The sequence below is a fragment of the Gilvibacter sp. genome, assembly GCF_013214815.1.
Taxonomy (GTDB): Bacteria; Bacteroidota; Bacteroidia; order Flavobacteriales; family Flavobacteriaceae; genus Gilvibacter.
Genome location: NZ_JABSPU010000002.1, coordinates 1 through 17,630, shown reverse-complemented (window position 1 = coordinate 17,630; position 17,630 = coordinate 1). Strand labels below are relative to the sequence as shown.

Sequence of the window (17,630 nt, the reverse complement as noted above, 5' to 3'; positions counted from 1 at the left end):
TCGGGTTTTTTATCCTGAAAGAATTGGGCGCTAATTCGATCAAGCCGCAATGACTACAAAAACGCCCGCATCATAGACTCTTTGAGGTTCAAATACAGAAAGTTAAACTGTGATTTGGTCTTGTCTCGGGTAACGGTCACCTGTTCTTCTTTGTAAACTCCATTTTTATTGTCTGAATTATTCCGGACAATGAAGTTGGCCATAGAAGAAAAGAACTTATTGCGGCGACCATCTTTTTTCTTGAGAACTGCAATCTCAACATCTTTGAATCGCACTTTTACTTTGGCCAGAGACTGGTTACTATCACCGCTAAAGTCAAAGAATAAGGTTTTAAGCTCACCAGCCATCAAGGTGTTTAAGTTGGGTTGACAAAAGGCATTGAGGTCCTCCAATTGTACGTTCTTACAATTTCCACTAAAGCGAAAGCTGTCTTCCGGATTGTTGGAATTGAAGGTCCAAAGTGCCTCAATATCTGCCTTACCCATAAAGCGGCTTTGAATGCTTATTTCGGTGTCCTCAGTTTCTGGAAGTTGATTGCTCAGATTTTGAATTCCAATGTGGCCATCAGCAAAGAAGAGTTTTCCGCCCTGATTGGCGGCAACTACGCGTTCTTGATAATTGATCTTTTTGGGAGTGATGCTCATGCTATCGACTCTAAAAGGCCATGGAATGTTCCGAATCATTTCATTCACCGTTGGCTTATAGGAGAAGTCATCTGCAAGGAGTTTGTCTCTATAAATCGCTAAATCAAGTCCGGCTATATCAATGAATCCAGCGCTTAGTGAATAATCAGATTCTGGTTCAAAGAGTTCGAGCTCTTGCAATGACAACTCATCAATCAACAGCTCATAATGATCCCGTTCTTTGGGAATCATTTTGCTGAGCTCTTGCGGGCTTGGGATCGTTCTGAATGCTATTCCTTCTAGGGTGGTTTGCTGTTTATTGCCAGAGATCAGATCGATTTCCAATTCGTCAAATTCACTCGCCTGAACAAAAAGTGAACCCATATCCACTTCATAATCTTCAAAATAGATCCTAGGTTTTGGGCCTGTTTGTAGGTCTAGACTAAGCTCGCTAATTGTAAGTTCCGCATTGCCAATGATCAGCTTGCTGCTATCGGTTTTTTTCTCGCGCAGCGTGATGGAGGCTTCTTTAATTTCAAGATTTTCAATGCGAATTCCCTTTAGCGGATTGGGTTGTTTTGCTTTGGATGTGGTGGAGTCTTTGGCAATAACTGTTGGGGTGTAATAACCAATGGGTTTAGAAATTTCCAGACGATGGAGTTCAATATCCTCTCCTTGGATCAAAGCGTTTATTCCAAGTCCGGAGAGTTGAATAGATTCAATATGAAAAACCGATTTAATACTGTCCAGATTTACATTTTTGATCTGAAATAGCACCTCATTCAGATTTGCAGAACCACTCAGAATATCGATTGAAAGTGATTTATATTCTAATTCAAACTGTGGTGGGAGTTTTTCACTGAGCAGATTTTCCACTTTGGACTGCGCATACTTATTGGCAAAAATGTAGACTCCTAAAACCAAGAATAACAGCCCGATTCCAAACTTGAATATTCTGGTTTTAAAGATGCTCATGAACTAAAGATATTAAAATCTCTGTCCAATCAAAACCTGGCCAATTCTTTGAAGAGTGTTCAAAATAGGGTCGTAATCCCCTATAAACACAGCAGATGACAGCTAGGTGACATTTAAATGGCGGGTAAATTACCAGCAGTTCCGCTTACATTTGCAGTATCAACAAACAAAACATGAAACGAGCAAGTCTACAAGAAAACCTCCTGTACCACCGAAAACTCAAAGGCTACACCCAAGATGAGTTGGCGGATAGAACCACCGTGGGTGTGCGTACCATTCAACGTATTGAAAAGGGTGAAGTGCAACCGCATTTACAGACCGTAAAACTTCTCGCGGTTGGATTAGAGGTTGAGGTTGATGATCTATTGGTTTTGGACAATCCCAAAGAAGAACCCATCAATCGCAAATGGATGCTCTTGCTTCACGCTTCTCCATTCTTTGGGTTGATCATTCCGCTGGCTAACATTTTGTTTCCTTTATTTATTTGGATCAATAAGGCCGATCAGAACCCCATTTACGATACCCACGGCCGTGCAGTGATCAATTTTCACGCGAGCATGAGTCTGTTGATCTTGATATCACTTTTACTATTTTTTGCACTGCCTGGGCTTAATTTTTTCATTACTGGGTTCATTGCACTTATTGCTTTAGTCTTCTCTATTCGTTCCACGCTCTCCGCTATGGAATCTGGAACCTATTATTATCCGCTGTCCATTCCCTTCCTCAAAAAAAAGAACCAATAACACACATCAGATAGTCAATTATTATGCTTGGATTATTAGTCTTACTATTGATCTCTTGGGGGCTCCTATACCTTATTGAGAAGGAGAACTTAAGCGCGCTTGGGTTAATACCAAACAAAGACCGCTTGATCCAGTTTGGTCTTGGTTTGACAATTTTAGTGATGAGTTGTCTGGTTCTTATTGGGATAGAAACTGCTGTGCAATCCGTCCAGTGGCAGCGCACGGAGTTTGATCTAAAGACCTTTGCAGAGGCATTCTATTATCATTGGCGCTCCGCACTTACTGAAGATCTGGTCTTTAGAGGCGCTTTGCTTTATGTTCTTTTAAGGCGATTGGGCTCGCAAGGGGCTTTGTGGATATCTGCACTCTGTTTTGGGGTCTATCACGTGTTCTCCTATGGGATATTGGAGGATCGGTCGATACTCATTGCCTACGTTATTGTTATCACGGGCTTTACCGGTTATGTATGGGCCTATGCGTTCTCTAAGACCCGTTCCATGTATTTAGGACTTGGCTTTCATATGGGTTACAACCTCTTAATGGCCTGTTTCTATGAGGCGCAGCCGTACGGAGAACTGCTCTTTTCAGAAGTATCAAAGCAGGAACTTTTGGATCCCTTGGCCAGTTTCTATTCGATATTCAGAGGTTTAGTGCCGACTGTTTTGACTTTTTTAAGTCTTAAAGTTTTATTCAATATGGGGTGGATGCCTGGAGTCCATCCGCAGAAAAAGTAAGGACCTAAATTCAAGTTCTGATCATCTCAGGGAATACCCTGAATTTTAATTTCAAGGGTATGCCCTGAAAGCGGGATCAAGTGGTTTAAATAGCTTGCAAACAGCAAAATAACCAATGAAATCACAGTTATGAAACCGCTCAATCTCATACTTTTTTTTGCCCTCCTTTCTACCTACACTCACGTGGCTCAAGTGGGCATTGGGACAACTACGCCCAATGCTTCGCTTGAGATCCAAGCCTCTAATGTGGCCAGCCCGGCCAACACCGACGGATTACTAATTCCCAAAGTAGATGAATTCCCAACCACTAATCCAGCCGCCGCCCAAGACGGTATGCTCGTATATGCCACTGGTAATGGTAGCGTAACCAAGGGATTTTACTTTTGGAACAACGGCAGCTCTAATTGGGATGTGGTCTCGGGGAGTTCCATTCAGCAAATAAATGATCTAACCGATGGGGTGTCCGACAATGATGGCACTAATGATGGTTCGTCTATATTCCTTGGGGTAGATTCTGGTTCAAACGATGACGGAACCAACAATCAGAATGTTGGGATTGGATTTAACGCAATACAACTCAACACCAGCGGGTTTGCCAATAGTGCTTTTGGCTATAGCAGCTTACAAAACAATTCCACAGGGAGTAGGAATACGGGTCTTGGCTATAGAGCACTATGGAGTCAAACTACAGGTAGTGATAATACTGCAATTGGGTCAAGTGCTTTGCGATCAAATACAACGGCGACCGGTAATACTGCGATTGGTAGACAATCCATGTACTTTAATACCACTGGAACTGCAAATACTGCGGTCGGGATAGAGTCATTAAGGCAAAATTCAACAGGTATCTTTAATACCACCATTGGGGCGTACTCATTAACAAGTAATACAACCGGTGAGGCTAATGCTGTATTAGGCTTTCGAGCGATGAACGATAATACCACTGGTTTTAGAAACACAGCTATTGGCTATTACGCTTTGGCTAATAATACTAACGGTCGAAGAAATACGGCAATAGGAAATCAAGCATTAGAGACTAACACTACCGGCTATTATAACACTGCCATGGGCAATCAGACGCTTTTCAGTAATACCACGGGTTTGTCAAACACTGCTATAGGAAACAATAGTCTGTTAGAAAATACTACGGGTAGTGGCAACTTGGCCTTAGGTTATAATGCAGGTCGTGCAACAGTTGGGGACAACAATGTATTTGTGGGATATGAAACTGGATCTAATGGAGACGATACCAAAAGCGGGAGCGTTTTTATCGGCTATCAGGCTGGATATGATGAAGGGAACAGCAACAGACTGTATATAGAGAACTCCAGTAGCACTACACCTTTGATTTACGGTGAATTTGAAAATGACTTTTTAAGAATCAATGGCGATGCGGAAGTTGAGAAGTCTACAGATGCCGGTCTGGCGGTGGTAACTCCTTTTGGTTTTGAATCCTCTTTAAAACTATTTGAACGCGGGACCAGTGGTGATTTTGGATTCGAGTTTGAATACGACGGTTCGCCAGATAAATTCTATTTATGGTCTCGTGGATTCTCAGGTAACGAAGGTATTCGCATGACCTGGCTCAAAGACGGACGTGTAGGTATCGGAACCACCTCGCCCTATGCCAAATTGGACCTAGAGGCCAGCAATGCTGCTTCACCGAGCACAACCGATGGCTTTTTGCTCCCGAGAATCGATGCCTTTCCTTCCACCAACCCAGGAGCTAACCAGAACGGAATGTTGGTCTTTCTAAATACAGACAATTCCTTTTACTACTGGGACAACAGCACTACCTCGTGGGTGAATATCATTAGTTCTGCAACAGAAGTAGAAGAGGTCAATGATCTTGCTGACGGAAGATCTAATTCTTCCGGGTCTTCCATATTCATTGGCGAAACGGCTGGTCAAAACGATGATGGTACGGTCAACTCTAATACCGGAATGGGCTATTGGAGCTTGAGAAATAACACCAGTGGAGCTTATAATTCGGCCTTTGGTAGTCTAAGCCTATCGAGTAATATAGATGGTGTGAGTAATTCAGCTTTTGGCAGAAGAGCCTTAGAGAATAATCTCTCTGGGTCATCAAACTCGGCCGTTGGACATTATTCGTTACATCAAAACACCTCAGGAACTAACAACACAGCCCTTGGCTATGGAGCCCTTCAGAATAATACAACAACAAGCAACAATACTGCTTTAGGGTATGGTGCTAGTGGTTCTACAACGTCTTATACGAATACCACGGCCTTAGGCTACAACGCCCAGCCAAACACATCAAATCAAGTGCGCTTGGGCAATGCCAGTATCGCAATCATTGGGGGAAATGCTAACTGGTCCGTGTTTTCTGATGGACGCGTAAAGACCAATATCAGGGAAGATATTGTTGGTCTGGAGTTCATTAAAAGACTGCGTCCGGTAAGCTATAATTACGATATGGATGCCATTGCGCGCTTTGAGAAAACGCCAGACAGTCTTCGGCTACGCAATGCCGAAGGCTTGAAGGCGGCTGAGGTGCAAACCGGGTTTATTGCTCAAGAGGTAGAGGCCGCTGCTCAGGCTACAGGCTTTGACTTTCACGGGGTGATCACTCCCCAACAGCCAGACCAACCTTATGCTCTGCGCTATTCGGAATTTGTGGTGCCTATAGTTAAGGCGGTGCAAGAACAGCAGGCCATCATTGATGAGCAAGCGGCAGAGATTGAAGCCCTAAGGCGTGAAATTCAGCAGATTAAACTACTTTTAGAAAACGATTGATCAACTAACCTCCTTTGAATTGAATTTGAAAAAGCAATTTTTTCTCGCCCTCTGGCTGCTTATGCTTGTTAGCGCTCAGGGGCAAAACCAGAGTCCAAAAGACAGTTTGCTTTTGGTCATTCGAACTTCACAAGACAAGGCGGCTGTAGCCAGCGCCCACGGTAAGTTTGCCTGGTTGAGTCTGATGAGTGACAATCTGCTCGCCCAAAAACACCTGGACACCTCTTTGGCTCTATTTACCGAGTTAAAGGATGCGGAGCAGATCGCTCGAGCAAACTATAGAATTGCTGTGCTCCATCGACTTCAAGGAGACTATCAGCAAGGCCTCATTCATATTGAGCAATCCTTAAATTACGCAGAACAACAGCAGGACTCGCTAAGCATAGCCAACAACCTTTTCCAAAAGGCCGTGATCTATTCTCTAAAAGGAGATTATGACGAAGGCTTGGAGGTATATCTGAGGATTCTAGATGTATACGAGGCTTTGGAGCATCGAAAAGGCATGGGACTTACTTTAAACAGCATAGGAATCACTTATGCAGATTTGGGTAAATATGAAGATGCCATTGCCAATTATGAGCGGGCCATCGAAATTCACGAAGCGGACAAAGACTCGGTAAACCTGCCCAACGTTTATGGCAACCTGGCTTTGACCTACTCCAATCAAAAGCGCTATGAGTTGGCTATGGAATACTACCTCAAGGCTCGGGAAATTGACAAAGCCACCGATAACAATTGGGGTTTGGGTATAAACAGCGAGAATATTGGTCTTGTGCTTCAAGAACAGGGCAAGTATCAGGAAGCCATTGTCTATTACGAGCAAGCCAAGAGCATTTTTGAAGCGAATAATTTCACTACGGATCTTTCTAGAGTATTGACCAATTTAGGAAGGGCTTATTATTTGTTGGGGGATTTTTCCGCCAGTAAAAAGAACTTGCAAGAGGCTTTGAATTATCAGACAGATTCCAAAAAGGTGACCATGGAAATTCATTCCAACCTCTCCCAATTGTACAAAAAGCAAGGCCAGTTTGGTTTGGCCTTAAGTCATTTTGAAGATTTCACGCAGTACAAGGACAGTATTTTTGAAGAGGATCGGATGCGCAACATCAATGAGCTTCAAGTCAAATATGAATCCACCAAAAAAGACAAAGAAATTGCTACCCAACAGCTTGCCTTGAATCAGCAGGAAACGGAGATTCAAAAAAAGCGGACGCTTCAAAATTACTTGATTGGCGCCGTTGGATTTTTAGCTGTGGCCGCTTTGTTGATTTGGTTGATCTACCGTCAGAAACAAAAACGAAAGGATCAGGAACTTCTCACCTTAAAGCGGGAGTATCAGATCAAATCCTTGGAAGCCCTTATTGAAGGAGAGGAGAAGGAGCGTTTTAGAATCGCTAAAGAGCTACATGATGGGGTAAATGGAGATTTGTCCGCCATTAAATACAAGCTATCGACCTTGATAGAAATGAACAACAAGGTCATCAAAGAGGCTATCACGATGATTGACGATTCCTGCAAGCAAGTCCGTGCGATCTCTCACAATTTGGTGCCGCCTGCTTTGGAGAACTTTAGCCTAAAAGAAGCTGCGCAAGCCTATTGCGAAAGCATGAATGCCGCTCATCAAGTACAGATCAACTTTCAATCTTTAGGAAGTGAATTTCAACTGCCCAAAAAGGCTGAGGTGAATGTATTGAGGATCATCCAAGAGCTGGTGGCCAATGGGGTGAAACATGCTCAGGCTACCGAGATTGATGTGCAGATCAGCTATCAAGAGAACGGCCTTCAAGTCACCGTTGAGGATGACGGTATTGGTTTTGACCGAGATGAGATATCTGGTGATGGAATTGGCCTTTCTAATATTAATTCACGGATTGATTATCTTAACGCCAATGTTGATTTTGTTTCCAACCAAAAAGGAACTTCCTTTACTTTTGAAATAGACACCCGCGAACTCGATGAGTATTAAAATCGCCATTACAGATGATCATCAATTGGTTTTGCAAGGCATTAAAAGCATGCTGAGCGATACTGAGGAGGTCAATGTGGTAGCTGGTTTTTCTACTGCGGAGCAGACCTTGCAGGGCTTAGCTTCTTCAGAGGCTGAGGTTTTGCTACTGGATATAAATCTGCCAGATCTGGACGGAATCTCATTGAGCAAAAAACTCCTGCAGCAGCAACCGGAACTCAAGATCATTGCCCTGACCAATTTTGAAGACCTTTCTTTTGTCAAGCGGATGCTCAAAAACGGAGTTCATGGATATTTGCTTAAAAATACCGATAAACTGGAGCTCATTTCTGCTTTAAAGGCCGTGCTTTCCGGAGAGATCTATCTGCAAAAGGATCTGCAGAAACGCTTGCTGCTCAACGATACCAAATCCAACTCAAGAAATCAACTGATCCCAAAACTCACTCGCAGGGAACAAGAAGTTTTGCAAGCCATTGCTGAGGAATTAACCACTAAAGAGATCTCAGAAAAGCTCTTTATCAGTCCAAAGACCGTAGAGACCCATCGCATGAATTTGATGAGTAAGCTCGGGGCTAAAAACAGTGTGGGGATCATCAAGATCGCTCTTGAAAACGAGCTGTTGTGATTATGCGTTAACGCGTCTTTTTGTCAACCAGAAAATCAGAAGTCCTATAATAAGTAGTCCGCCAATTATAGACCAAAGAAGGTAGTTTGGTGAAGCATTTATTGCAGAATCATTTCCATAGATCACAAAGCCCGCCCAATAATAGGGTTGAGCTAGTTTGGTTCCCCGATGTTGAGTCAGAAAGCTTTGTTTAGCCAATCTTAGTGCTTCTGATTTGGTTTTGCCCGCTTTGAGGTTTTGGTAGAATTCCACCATGATCTGTCCAGTTGCTTGATCTGGGACTTCCCAAAGACTGGCTACGGTAGCAGGAACTCCTGCAAAGGTGAACGCCCGTTGAAAAGATTCAAAACTTCTGCCAGCGTTTTCTTTGCCCAGTCCTGTGTTACAGGCACTGAGCACGGCCATTTCTGCGCCTAGGCTCATTCCGTAGATTTCTTCCAGGTATAGGTGGTCGTCATCATTCTCAGACCTGCTAAAGATGAATTTACTGAGTTCAGGTTGGTCATTATTTACCTCTGCGTGCATGGCCAGATGTAACATTCTGGCATTGGCGGAAGTGGTGATGAAAGCTTCCTTGTTCAAGCTACTTTCATCATAAACTTTGGCGCTGAATAGGGATCCAATTTTACGAGCCTCTTTTTGTGCACCAACAAGGACGGATGACTGACTTCGCGTAAGACTCATGGTGGAAGTATCCTCGTAATTAGGAACATATATAGCCAACTGCTCAGCGGCAGTGGTCTGTGATGCCTGCGTGTCAATAAACTTTAAATTGGAGGTATAGCTAATAGCAAAATCCTCAAAAAGATATCTGTCATCAGAACTGAGAACTTCAAAGGGCAATTGGAATAATTCCCCATCTGGATTGATGATCAACTTGCTGTAGCCATTGATATTAGGAAGTAGGGCTTCGCTGAGATCTTTTGCTATTTGGGCATCGTACTGCTGTGTTTTAAGATTATCTACAAAGTGATCGAGTAGAGCTTTCTCACCTTCTCCCCAAGGCATTAAATCTACTTTGATATCACTTTTAGAAATGGAGAATAAGGCTAATTTATCTTTCAGGAAAATATACTTCAAGATCAATGCGTCCGAATCCATAGTGCTTTGTTGCTGTGCAATGGCGAATTTTGAAGTACTCAAAAGATCCAAGTTGGGAAACTGTTCTTTGATCACGCGTTGATGTCCTCGGATCAACTGCTCAATGGAGTCTGCCCTTTGAGTGGCATCACTTTGTTTGGCTTTCACCAATTGGGTTCTGAGTTTTACACTGCGCTTGCTTAAAGAATCTAAATTGGGTAAATAATTCGTGTACCTGTTTTGATTGAATTGTTTCCAGGCTAATTGATTTCTAATGGTCTCTGATTCATTAATGATGTCTTCCAAACGAATTCCTTCCAAGCCAAATCCTCTGTTTTTAAGATCCAATATTCCATCAAGGATTAGACGTAATGTGCGGTTGTATTTGGTATTGAAACTCTTGTCTGCATAGCTGGAATTGAACTGCTTGAGCGCGCCTTGATACAACTTGGCCACTTGCTGAGAAACTACAGTGTCTTTTGGGTAAAATTCGTCCAACTTAGCCGCGATCCTAACCATCATGTCTGTATGTCCAAATACGGTGCTTGGACTGTAATTGCTGTAGTCTTTGGCCAGTAAAGTGTCACTGCTGTGGGCCAAACTCATGGCTTTGTAGAAATAAGCAATACAGCTGTCTTTTTCTTTTTTGAGCGCCTGAATCAGTCCTTTCTGCGCATAGAAAAAGGGTCTTCGTGGATCCGTTTGCGATAAACTTTCCAAAAGCGCAGTGATCTGAGTGTCGGCTTCTTGGTATTCTCCCGCAAGGGCAAGAACTTTTGGCTTGTTGTATTTAAAGCTCATGATTGGACCGTTGTAGCCTTCCTGTTCGACCAAATTGATGGCTTCATCCAACAAATTTCTCGATCGGGCGATATCTGCTTTTGTCACCAGAGAATCCGTTACGCGACTAATAAACCAATCTGCAGCATGATTCAGGGCTGTAGTGTAATATTGACTTTCATACTCTTTGACAAATTCGGCACTTTGACGAATTTCCTGCAATCGGTCAATAGTGGCTTCCAATTCCAAACTGTCTTTGGCAGTAGTTCCCAGTCTCCAAAGCATATACGCTTTCCGATAAGGGAGCATGACTTCTAAACGGTCGTAATTCCGATAGATCTCACGCCGCTCTTTTTCAATATTTTCTTGGTCCTCAAAGTAGATGCGTTCTGCCAGTCTTAAATAACGCTGCGCCTCATCCTTGTCGCCATAGTATGCCTCCAAGGTTGAAGCGAGGATATAGTCCCCCACCAGATATAAATTGTTGGGATTTTCTTCTTGGTTGAGAAGTTCCAAAGAGGTCAGGATACTCTTGCGGCTCTTATTGGAATAGCCCAAATCACTCTCTGCCCAAGCTTTGCTGTTGTAGAGTTTGGCTTTTAATTTGTTTCCTTCCAAGGATTCCGAGCAGTAGGGTAGTCCCTTGGTTGTGGCGTACAGACTTTTATCTGATGCGTTGAGTTGCCTTAAACTCAGCGCGCGAACCAGATAAATATTCCCCAGGCTTAAACTGTCCTTTTCATTTTGAGCCGAGTGTTTTGTGAGAATTGAATCTGTTGCTTCAATAACTTTTGCAAAAGCACCACTCACATAGATTTCCATGGCGCTTTTAGCCACACTATCCAGATCAATACCTCTGTTTTCTGCTTGTGCAGGCGCGCTTAGATTGGGTTCAAAGTTAACTGAACTCCAAAATAAAAAGAGTCCACAACTACCCAGAATTAGCGTTAAAAGCAGTGATTTATTCAGGCTCGGTACGGTCAAATTAGCGGGTTTTTTTCAATATAGGAATTGTCTTCAAATCGTGAAAACCAAATTATCGGTTGTTGAGGAATTCAATAATGGCAACATCAATAAATAGGGAACTTGCCCCTTCACTGAGCACCTTGGCGTCTGGCAAGAACTGCGACTCGGTCTGACCACAGATCTCTTCATCTTCTCTGGATCGGGCCGATCGTTTTTCTACACACTGCTCAATGCCATCGCCGTTGAACTCAGCAACAAAACGTTCATTGTCAAACTGTTTGATATACAAATACCCTGAGAACATTTGATAATCTGTCATGGTTTCGTCGTTATAAAAAACGATGGAATAGTTGGAATTTTCCTCGTATTCTTTGATTTCCATGCTGCCAATAGTGGAATTGTCAAGGGCTTCTGTATAACCTTCAGTTAAAGCCAAAAGCTGTTTCTCTGCCTCTTCTGGCGTGATGGTTCCCGCCATGAGTTGTTGGGAGATCTCCATCCCTTTTTTCTTGATCATTTCAGCATTGTTCGCCAGAGCGGCTTCTTCTCCCTGATTGCGATTCCTTTTATAATCTTCTACTTGACCCTCGTTGAATTCGTTTTCTGCTAGGGCATCTTGAAGTAAACTCACCCTCACGTATACACTGTCTTTTTCAGTGATTGGAAACTTAAAACCACGTTGAAAATCAACTTCTAAAAGAAGCACTTTTCCGTCTTCGCATTCGTCGCAATTGTCTTGCAAGTATTTTGAATCGTATTTGTCAATTTCCATTAAGGTCAGCATCAAAGTCTGATCAGAAATCTGTGCTTGAGCTACCTCCAGGTTTGATTTAAAACTCGAGCTATTTACGCGCACTGTATTTTGACCTATAGCCGCGCTGGTCATTAAAACCAGAAGCAGGTAGAGGCTGTTTTTGATATGTTGAGTTTTCATAAGGTGATGGTTTTAAATCCCATAATGTTCTGCCATTTCTATGGCAATTTCTTTAACCTCTTTTCCAGAATTGGTTGTGGCTCCGCGTCGGTTAGGCGGATTGATATTATAGATAATTCCGTCCTTTAGGATCAGCAACTGATTAACAGCCGTGAGAAAAACAGCTTGCTCTCCAAATCCGTCCACTGCGTGGTACATATTGGCATTGCGCTTGGGGTCGTATTGCCATAGAGGATTTTCAGTTTTTGGAGCCCAAGCCCCTACCTGTCCTTCATAAAATTCGTAGTCCTTTTTACCGTAGAAAAGTTTGATCTTACAGTGATCCAAAACACCTGTTTTGTATTCTACACGCTCACTTTCAAAACGCAAACCATCAGGGTTGTATTTGAGGATAAGCGCTTCTGGGAAATCCTTACATAGAGTTTCTGCAATGTCGGCGGCTTTTGTAGCAAAAGCTTCATTATTGGTAGCAGTCACTTTTGAGTCTTCTTCGGATTTTGATTGCTCTACTCCACCTAAACAACTCAAGAGTGAAAGGGTCATAAGCAGGGTAGAGGCTCTAAAAATTATAGATTTCATATGGATGGTTTAGTTGAGGTATCCTGCGCTTTTGGCCATTGCAATAGCAGCTGCTTTATAATCGCGACTGAGCGCCATTTCCTGTGGGTTCGATTTGTTGACTAGCGGATGCACCTTGAGGGTGTAGCCTTCAAATTTGATCTCCAAAGTGTTCTGCTGGCCGTGCCATAGAGCGGCCATTCCAAGGTTGGGCACCCACTCAGTGGATTCATACATTGATTGCTTAAGCTTCCAAGCTTCTACCCAATCTGTACCAGAACCAGTGGCCTCAGCCACATCGCCCATAAATTCATCTTTCCCGATCTCGCGTTCTACAGCTATCGAACCGCGCAACCATTGAAAGTCGTTATCTCCGGATTTGATGTAGAAAGAGCATAAAGGCGTGGAGGTGGCGCTTCGCTGCGGATTGGTCAGTGGGTCATCAATGATAACCGCACTGACCGAGACTTGATAGATTTGGGCGATCTCATCCGCAGATAATTCACTACAAGCACTCATGCCCTCGGTGTAGTTTATGGCATTGGCTTTAAAATCTTTATTGACAAAAGAAGTGTCTGATAAGTCTTCCCCAACAATGGTTTTTCGATCTCCCATGCAAGCGCTCAGAATAGCAAGACTCGCAAGGGCGAATAGGGCATTTTTGATAATCATATTTTCGAGGTGTTTGGTTTAAGTTGATGGTTTACTTACTGCTGCATCGATGGGGATTTCAATGGACTTGCATACGTGCTTTAGTGATCCCTGAGATCAAAAGGTTAACACCGACTAAAAAAAATTATATTTGCTATTGACTGTTAACCTTCAACACTTCATTTCTACTAAGTGGAAAGAAACACTGATCCCCAAAATTTGGAAAGCCGTTTGCGAGCCGATGACAAATCTGCTTTAGAACAGGTCTATAAATTATACCGGGAAGAGTTTCTGAATTACGTAAAGCGTTATAAGATTGACGATGCCCAAGCCATGGATATCTATCAGGATACCATTATAGCCATGCATCAGAATTTTGTAACCAAACAGTTGCAACTTCAACAAAGCAGCTTAAAGACCTACCTCTTCGGAATTGGAAAGAACAAGGTTTTTCGCTACTTAAAGTTGAGTGATCGACATCTGCGATGGGAAGCTGATTTTGAAGATCAAGAGTTGGAAAGTCCGGAAGAACCCGGACTGAGTCCGCAGCAAAAACTCTTGGCCAGAAAGTTGAATCAGATCTCCGAGCGCTGTAGAGAAGTTCTGTTGCTATTTTACTTTAGGAATCTAACCATAAGTGAAATTGTTGAGCAGACTCATTACAAGGATGTCAATACTGTAAAGAGCCACAAATCGAGATGTATGAAGAACTTAAAAACCTTAATGGGAGTTGATCAATGATGGAGCACGAAGAGTTAATACAAGGATATTTTAAGCAGAGCCTTTCGGAAGCTGATTCCCAAAAGGTGATCCGTTTATTAAAAGAGGACTCCGAATTCAAAGCGGCCTTTGAAACGTATCAGCAGATGCATATGGCCTTTAAAAAGGCGGAATATGACAATCTCAAAGCCCAGCTTCAAGCGGTAGAATCAAAGATTTCTGAGCAGACTAAACCATGGTACATTCAGCCTTGGTTGCGTTATGCCGCAGCAAGTGTGCTAGTAATTGCACTGGGCGTGAATTTCTTCTTTGGCGGCTCTGACAATTTGTACGACGATTATTTTGAGACCTATCCCAACGTATATCAACCGGTGATTCGCGGTGCGGCATCTACTTCAATAAGTGATGCTTTTGTATTCTATGAAAACGGAGAATTTGAGCAAGCTGCCGCCTCTTTTGAGCAGCTTTTAGCTCAGCAGGATGATGTCAACCTGAAATTCTACCGGGCCATGGCGCTACTTAATGCTGGCGATACGCAACAAGCGCTTCCACTTTTAGAACAATTATCTGAAACTGCTTTTGAATTTCAGACAGAATCTAAGTGGTATTTAGCTTTGACTTATTTAAAGTTGGATCAGAAAGAAAACGCCAAGTCCCAATTGGAACAAATGGACGCCATTGACGCGGAATTTAAGGCAGAACAGCGCAATAGTATCCTCAAAGAGATTTAGTTCCAATTAGTCTTTTTTGGAACTAGATGACGTTTTAACCTCAATAGTCTTCGGAGGTTTTTCTTCATAACACAAAGGTATTTTCTATTGAAAATCAGGTTTTTACCTCTTGATTGGGCTAATTCAGCGATCTACATTTGATCCTGAGAACTAACCAATCAAGACAATCATGAAGTTACTAAATCCAATCCGTAGCGCGATTAAATTGCTGCTGCTGATCTTAAGCATTATGCTTTTCAGTTGCGAGTCTACGGTTTTAAAACCAGAGATCGGATCGGTCACGCCAGGCGAAGGTATTCCTGGAACCATTGTGACCATTAAGGGGAAACATTTTAATAGAATTTATCACCGCAATGAAGTGACCATAGGCGGTGGACAGACCAAGGTGATCAGTGCCACAGACAGCACCATACGTTTGGTACTTTTACGAGATATTGCCACAGGGCCGGTAATTGTCAATAACCTGGACGGCCCAGTAGCAGATACCAGCACTGTGGTATTCAATAGAGCTGGAACCACAACCCAGGCCACGCCCTTGGAAGATAGTGATGCAGAACTGGTTCAGGGCTTGAAATATATTTCCAACAAAGAATATGATATGGCCGCTCAAGGCACGAATCAGCGTATTCTAATTGTTTTAGCGCAACCAGCCGATATTACAAATCCTGACTCTACGGCTTATTTAGATACTAGTGTTGCAGCTACCGCTCGAGATTATATCGTGGCTAAAGCCGCCGAAGCCAATACCTTCTTTACACAAGCATCCTATGGAAAGACCTCTGTAGATTTTGATGTGACCCCGGATTGGATTCCGTTGAGTCAACCTCGGGACTTTTATATGTGGACTCAGGCCGATATTGATCGCGCTCAGAATTCCCTGGATGGAGCCAAAGCAGATATGGATGCTTTACTTCTGGATCCAATGGCCACAGAGGCACAGGTAGAAGCTCAGCAAGCAATTATTGATGATAGAGAGACCAAGCTTAAAACGGCTCAACGTCTTAAAAATTTAGTCCAAGAACCAGATTTCTATTATGCAGAAGCCCTTATTGGAGCCAAAGCCGTCATGCCTGATTTTGACGATTACGGCGATTATGTGGTAATCTGTGCGGGTAGATTTTTACGCGGTTCTTGCTGTTGGAGGGAAGAAGGGTTTCATGCGGAATCAACTATTCTAGGCCTGAATCTGGATATCGATTTTACTGCACGCAAGGGTCTTACCTATGTGGCTCAGGGAACGCATTGGGGTCGATTAGGACACGAGCTATCTCACTTCTTTGCAGGTGGAGATTTGTATTCAAACAATCCTGGAAACGGTTCGGCAAGCAGATATGCTTTTATGGGAAGCCATGACTCTGGTCCGCTCTACATTGGTTACAATATGGAGAAGCGTTTGGGGTATTTTGAACCGAGTAATATTGCCAATGTGAATTGGGGCAGTAGCCCGACATTTAATGAGACTTTTGACGTGGTTGCTCACGCGAATAATCCGGACAGTACAACAGATGATGTTGTCAATCTGATCAGTCTTAAGGTGACGGAGGGACTTTACTATCACGTGGAAGTCCGGCAGCGCCCAGATGCCAGTCTTGGCGCTCCGAACGATTATATCTTTGACCAAAACATCAACCTCACTGGCTCACCAAGCTGGGCTGGGGGAGTTTTAGTGAGTCGTGCCACAGAAGATACTAACCAGAATAACAATAGTGACAGACAGGTAGAACTCTTGTTCCCGCAAAGGATCTTACAAGTGGGTGATGTAGTCAATGACCCCGCGCGAACCATTCGTATTAGTGTTGATTCTAAATTATCGGATAGACCCCTCAAATATAGAATTCGTGTGGAATGGGGAACCTTACCTGCACCCAATCCTGATGGGCAATTTGATCTGAGAATTAATCCTTGGAATCCTCCGCCATGGGAGTCTGTTGATATTTGGGCAAACAGTCCAAAGAATGATGAAACCTCTCCGGCGAAGATCATATACAAAAACCATGAAACAGGAGATGAGACTAAACCGATAGGCAACGGAGATTCACCTTGGGTTGACAATCCAAATGATCTTTATGCACGAATTCGAAATAACGGAACGGTACCCACGCCAGAAGACGTAAAAGTGACCTTCTATGTCAATACACCCCCTGGAGTGGGCGATGATGGTAACTGGGCGCCCTTTGACGAAGTAAATTTGGGGATACTCCCTGCTGATTTTGACACGATAGTAAAGGCCAACAGAAAATGGGTGCCGCGTGTAGGTGAGCACACCTGTGTTAAGGTTCAGATTCAACCCATGACGGGAGAAATCACCTTTAATAACAACATGGCACAGGAGAATTTTGTAGAGTTTGAAGCGGCTTCTGGAAGTCCATTTAGACCCGTGGAGTTCGAAGTTGATGTTCGTAATCCATACGATAGAAATGTCATTATGGATATGAAGGCTAGAGATGTTCCGCGATTCTGGAATGTGGCTTTAGAACACGGTTCCATCTTTTTAAAGGCTAATGAAGTGCGGCGAATGAAAGTCGTGGTTTGGACAGATATGGATGAGTCTGCGGTCTTTGCCGGAAGCAATGATGATCAAGATCGGAAATACCAACGCAAACCCATGATCAGCATTGAAGGTTGGGTCGGTGATATTCCGCACTATTTCTTCCCTGTTGGCGGTATGACGGCTTTTGTTCAAGCTGTAGTTCCTTCTGAGATCAGCGTAAAACCATTTTATGAACAGCCCAATATTATGGGCCGAGGCAGTGTTTCTCCAAAAAGAGCTGGAGTTCCTGTTGCGGT

At 43.2% G+C, this 17,630-nt stretch carries 13 protein-coding genes; 8 read left to right on the top strand and 5 right to left on the bottom strand.

Annotation, left to right across the window (positions count from 1 at the left end; all coding sequences use genetic code 11):
• Positions 1 to 53: 53 nt before the first annotated feature.
• Positions 54 to 1,598: a hypothetical protein gene (locus tag HRT75_RS00565; protein WP_291181981.1), complete on the bottom strand. Its 1,545-nt coding sequence runs from the start codon at positions 1,596 to 1,598 to the stop codon at positions 54 to 56.
• Positions 1,599 to 1,771: 173 nt separating this feature from the next.
• Here HRT75_RS00565 and HRT75_RS00560 point away from each other — a divergent pair, with 173 nt between their 5' ends.
• The 5 genes from HRT75_RS00560 (at position 1,772) to HRT75_RS00540 (ending at position 8,423) form a co-directional block, all read left to right on the top strand.
• Positions 1,772 to 2,341: a helix-turn-helix domain-containing protein gene (locus tag HRT75_RS00560; protein ID WP_291181980.1), complete on the top strand. Its 570-nt coding sequence runs from the start codon at positions 1,772 to 1,774 to the stop codon at positions 2,339 to 2,341.
• A 23-nt stretch (positions 2,342 to 2,364) separates the two neighbouring features.
• On the top strand, positions 2,365 to 3,075 hold the full coding sequence (locus HRT75_RS00555; RefSeq protein WP_291181978.1) for a CPBP family intramembrane glutamic endopeptidase: 711 nt from the start codon (positions 2,365 to 2,367) through the stop codon (positions 3,073 to 3,075).
• 129 nt (positions 3,076 to 3,204) lie between these two features.
• On the top strand, positions 3,205 to 5,832 hold the full coding sequence (locus HRT75_RS00550; protein WP_291181976.1) for a tail fiber domain-containing protein: 2,628 nt from the start codon (positions 3,205 to 3,207) through the stop codon (positions 5,830 to 5,832).
• A 25-nt stretch (positions 5,833 to 5,857) separates the two neighbouring features.
• Positions 5,858 to 7,798 (top strand): sensor histidine kinase, encoded by a 1,941-nt coding sequence (locus HRT75_RS00545; RefSeq protein WP_291181975.1) that lies wholly within the window; start codon positions 5,858 to 5,860, stop codon positions 7,796 to 7,798.
• Complete coding sequence (locus HRT75_RS00540; protein ID WP_291181973.1) at positions 7,788 to 8,423, top strand: response regulator transcription factor; 636 nt, start codon at positions 7,788 to 7,790, stop codon at positions 8,421 to 8,423. The genes HRT75_RS00545 and HRT75_RS00540 overlap by 11 nt, the downstream gene beginning before the upstream one ends.
• On the opposite strand, the gene HRT75_RS00535 is transcribed toward HRT75_RS00540, so the two are convergent.
• The 4 genes from HRT75_RS00535 to HRT75_RS00520 are packed head-to-tail and all read right to left on the bottom strand — an operon-like array spanning position 8,424 to position 13,413.
• Positions 8,424 to 11,267 (bottom strand): CHAT domain-containing protein, encoded by a 2,844-nt coding sequence (locus HRT75_RS00535; protein ID WP_291181971.1) that lies wholly within the window; start codon positions 11,265 to 11,267, stop codon positions 8,424 to 8,426.
• Positions 11,268 to 11,319: 52 nt separating this feature from the next.
• Entirely contained in the window at positions 11,320 to 12,183 is an 864-nt protein-coding gene (locus tag HRT75_RS00530; RefSeq protein WP_291181969.1) for a hypothetical protein, read from the bottom strand.
• Between the two features lie 12 nt (positions 12,184 to 12,195).
• Entirely contained in the window at positions 12,196 to 12,762 is a 567-nt protein-coding gene (locus HRT75_RS00525) for a hypothetical protein (protein ID WP_291181967.1), read from the bottom strand.
• A 9-nt stretch (positions 12,763 to 12,771) separates the two neighbouring features.
• Complete coding sequence (locus HRT75_RS00520; protein ID WP_291181965.1) at positions 12,772 to 13,413, bottom strand: hypothetical protein; 642 nt, start codon at positions 13,411 to 13,413, stop codon at positions 12,772 to 12,774.
• Positions 13,414 to 13,584: 171 nt separating this feature from the next.
• On the opposite strand from HRT75_RS00520, the gene HRT75_RS00515 reads away from it, so the two are divergent.
• The 3 genes from HRT75_RS00515 to HRT75_RS00505 all read left to right on the top strand — a co-directional run.
• Positions 13,585 to 14,133 (top strand): sigma-70 family RNA polymerase sigma factor, encoded by a 549-nt coding sequence (locus HRT75_RS00515; RefSeq protein ID WP_291181964.1) that lies wholly within the window; start codon positions 13,585 to 13,587, stop codon positions 14,131 to 14,133.
• Positions 14,130 to 14,843 (top strand): hypothetical protein, encoded by a 714-nt coding sequence (locus tag HRT75_RS00510; protein WP_291181962.1) that lies wholly within the window; start codon positions 14,130 to 14,132, stop codon positions 14,841 to 14,843. Before HRT75_RS00515 ends, HRT75_RS00510 begins: the two co-directional genes overlap by 4 nt.
• 169 nt (positions 14,844 to 15,012) lie before the next feature.
• Positions 15,013 to 17,630: IPT/TIG domain-containing protein (locus HRT75_RS00505; RefSeq protein WP_291181961.1), on the top strand; the 2,618-nt coding region annotated here is incomplete at its 3' end.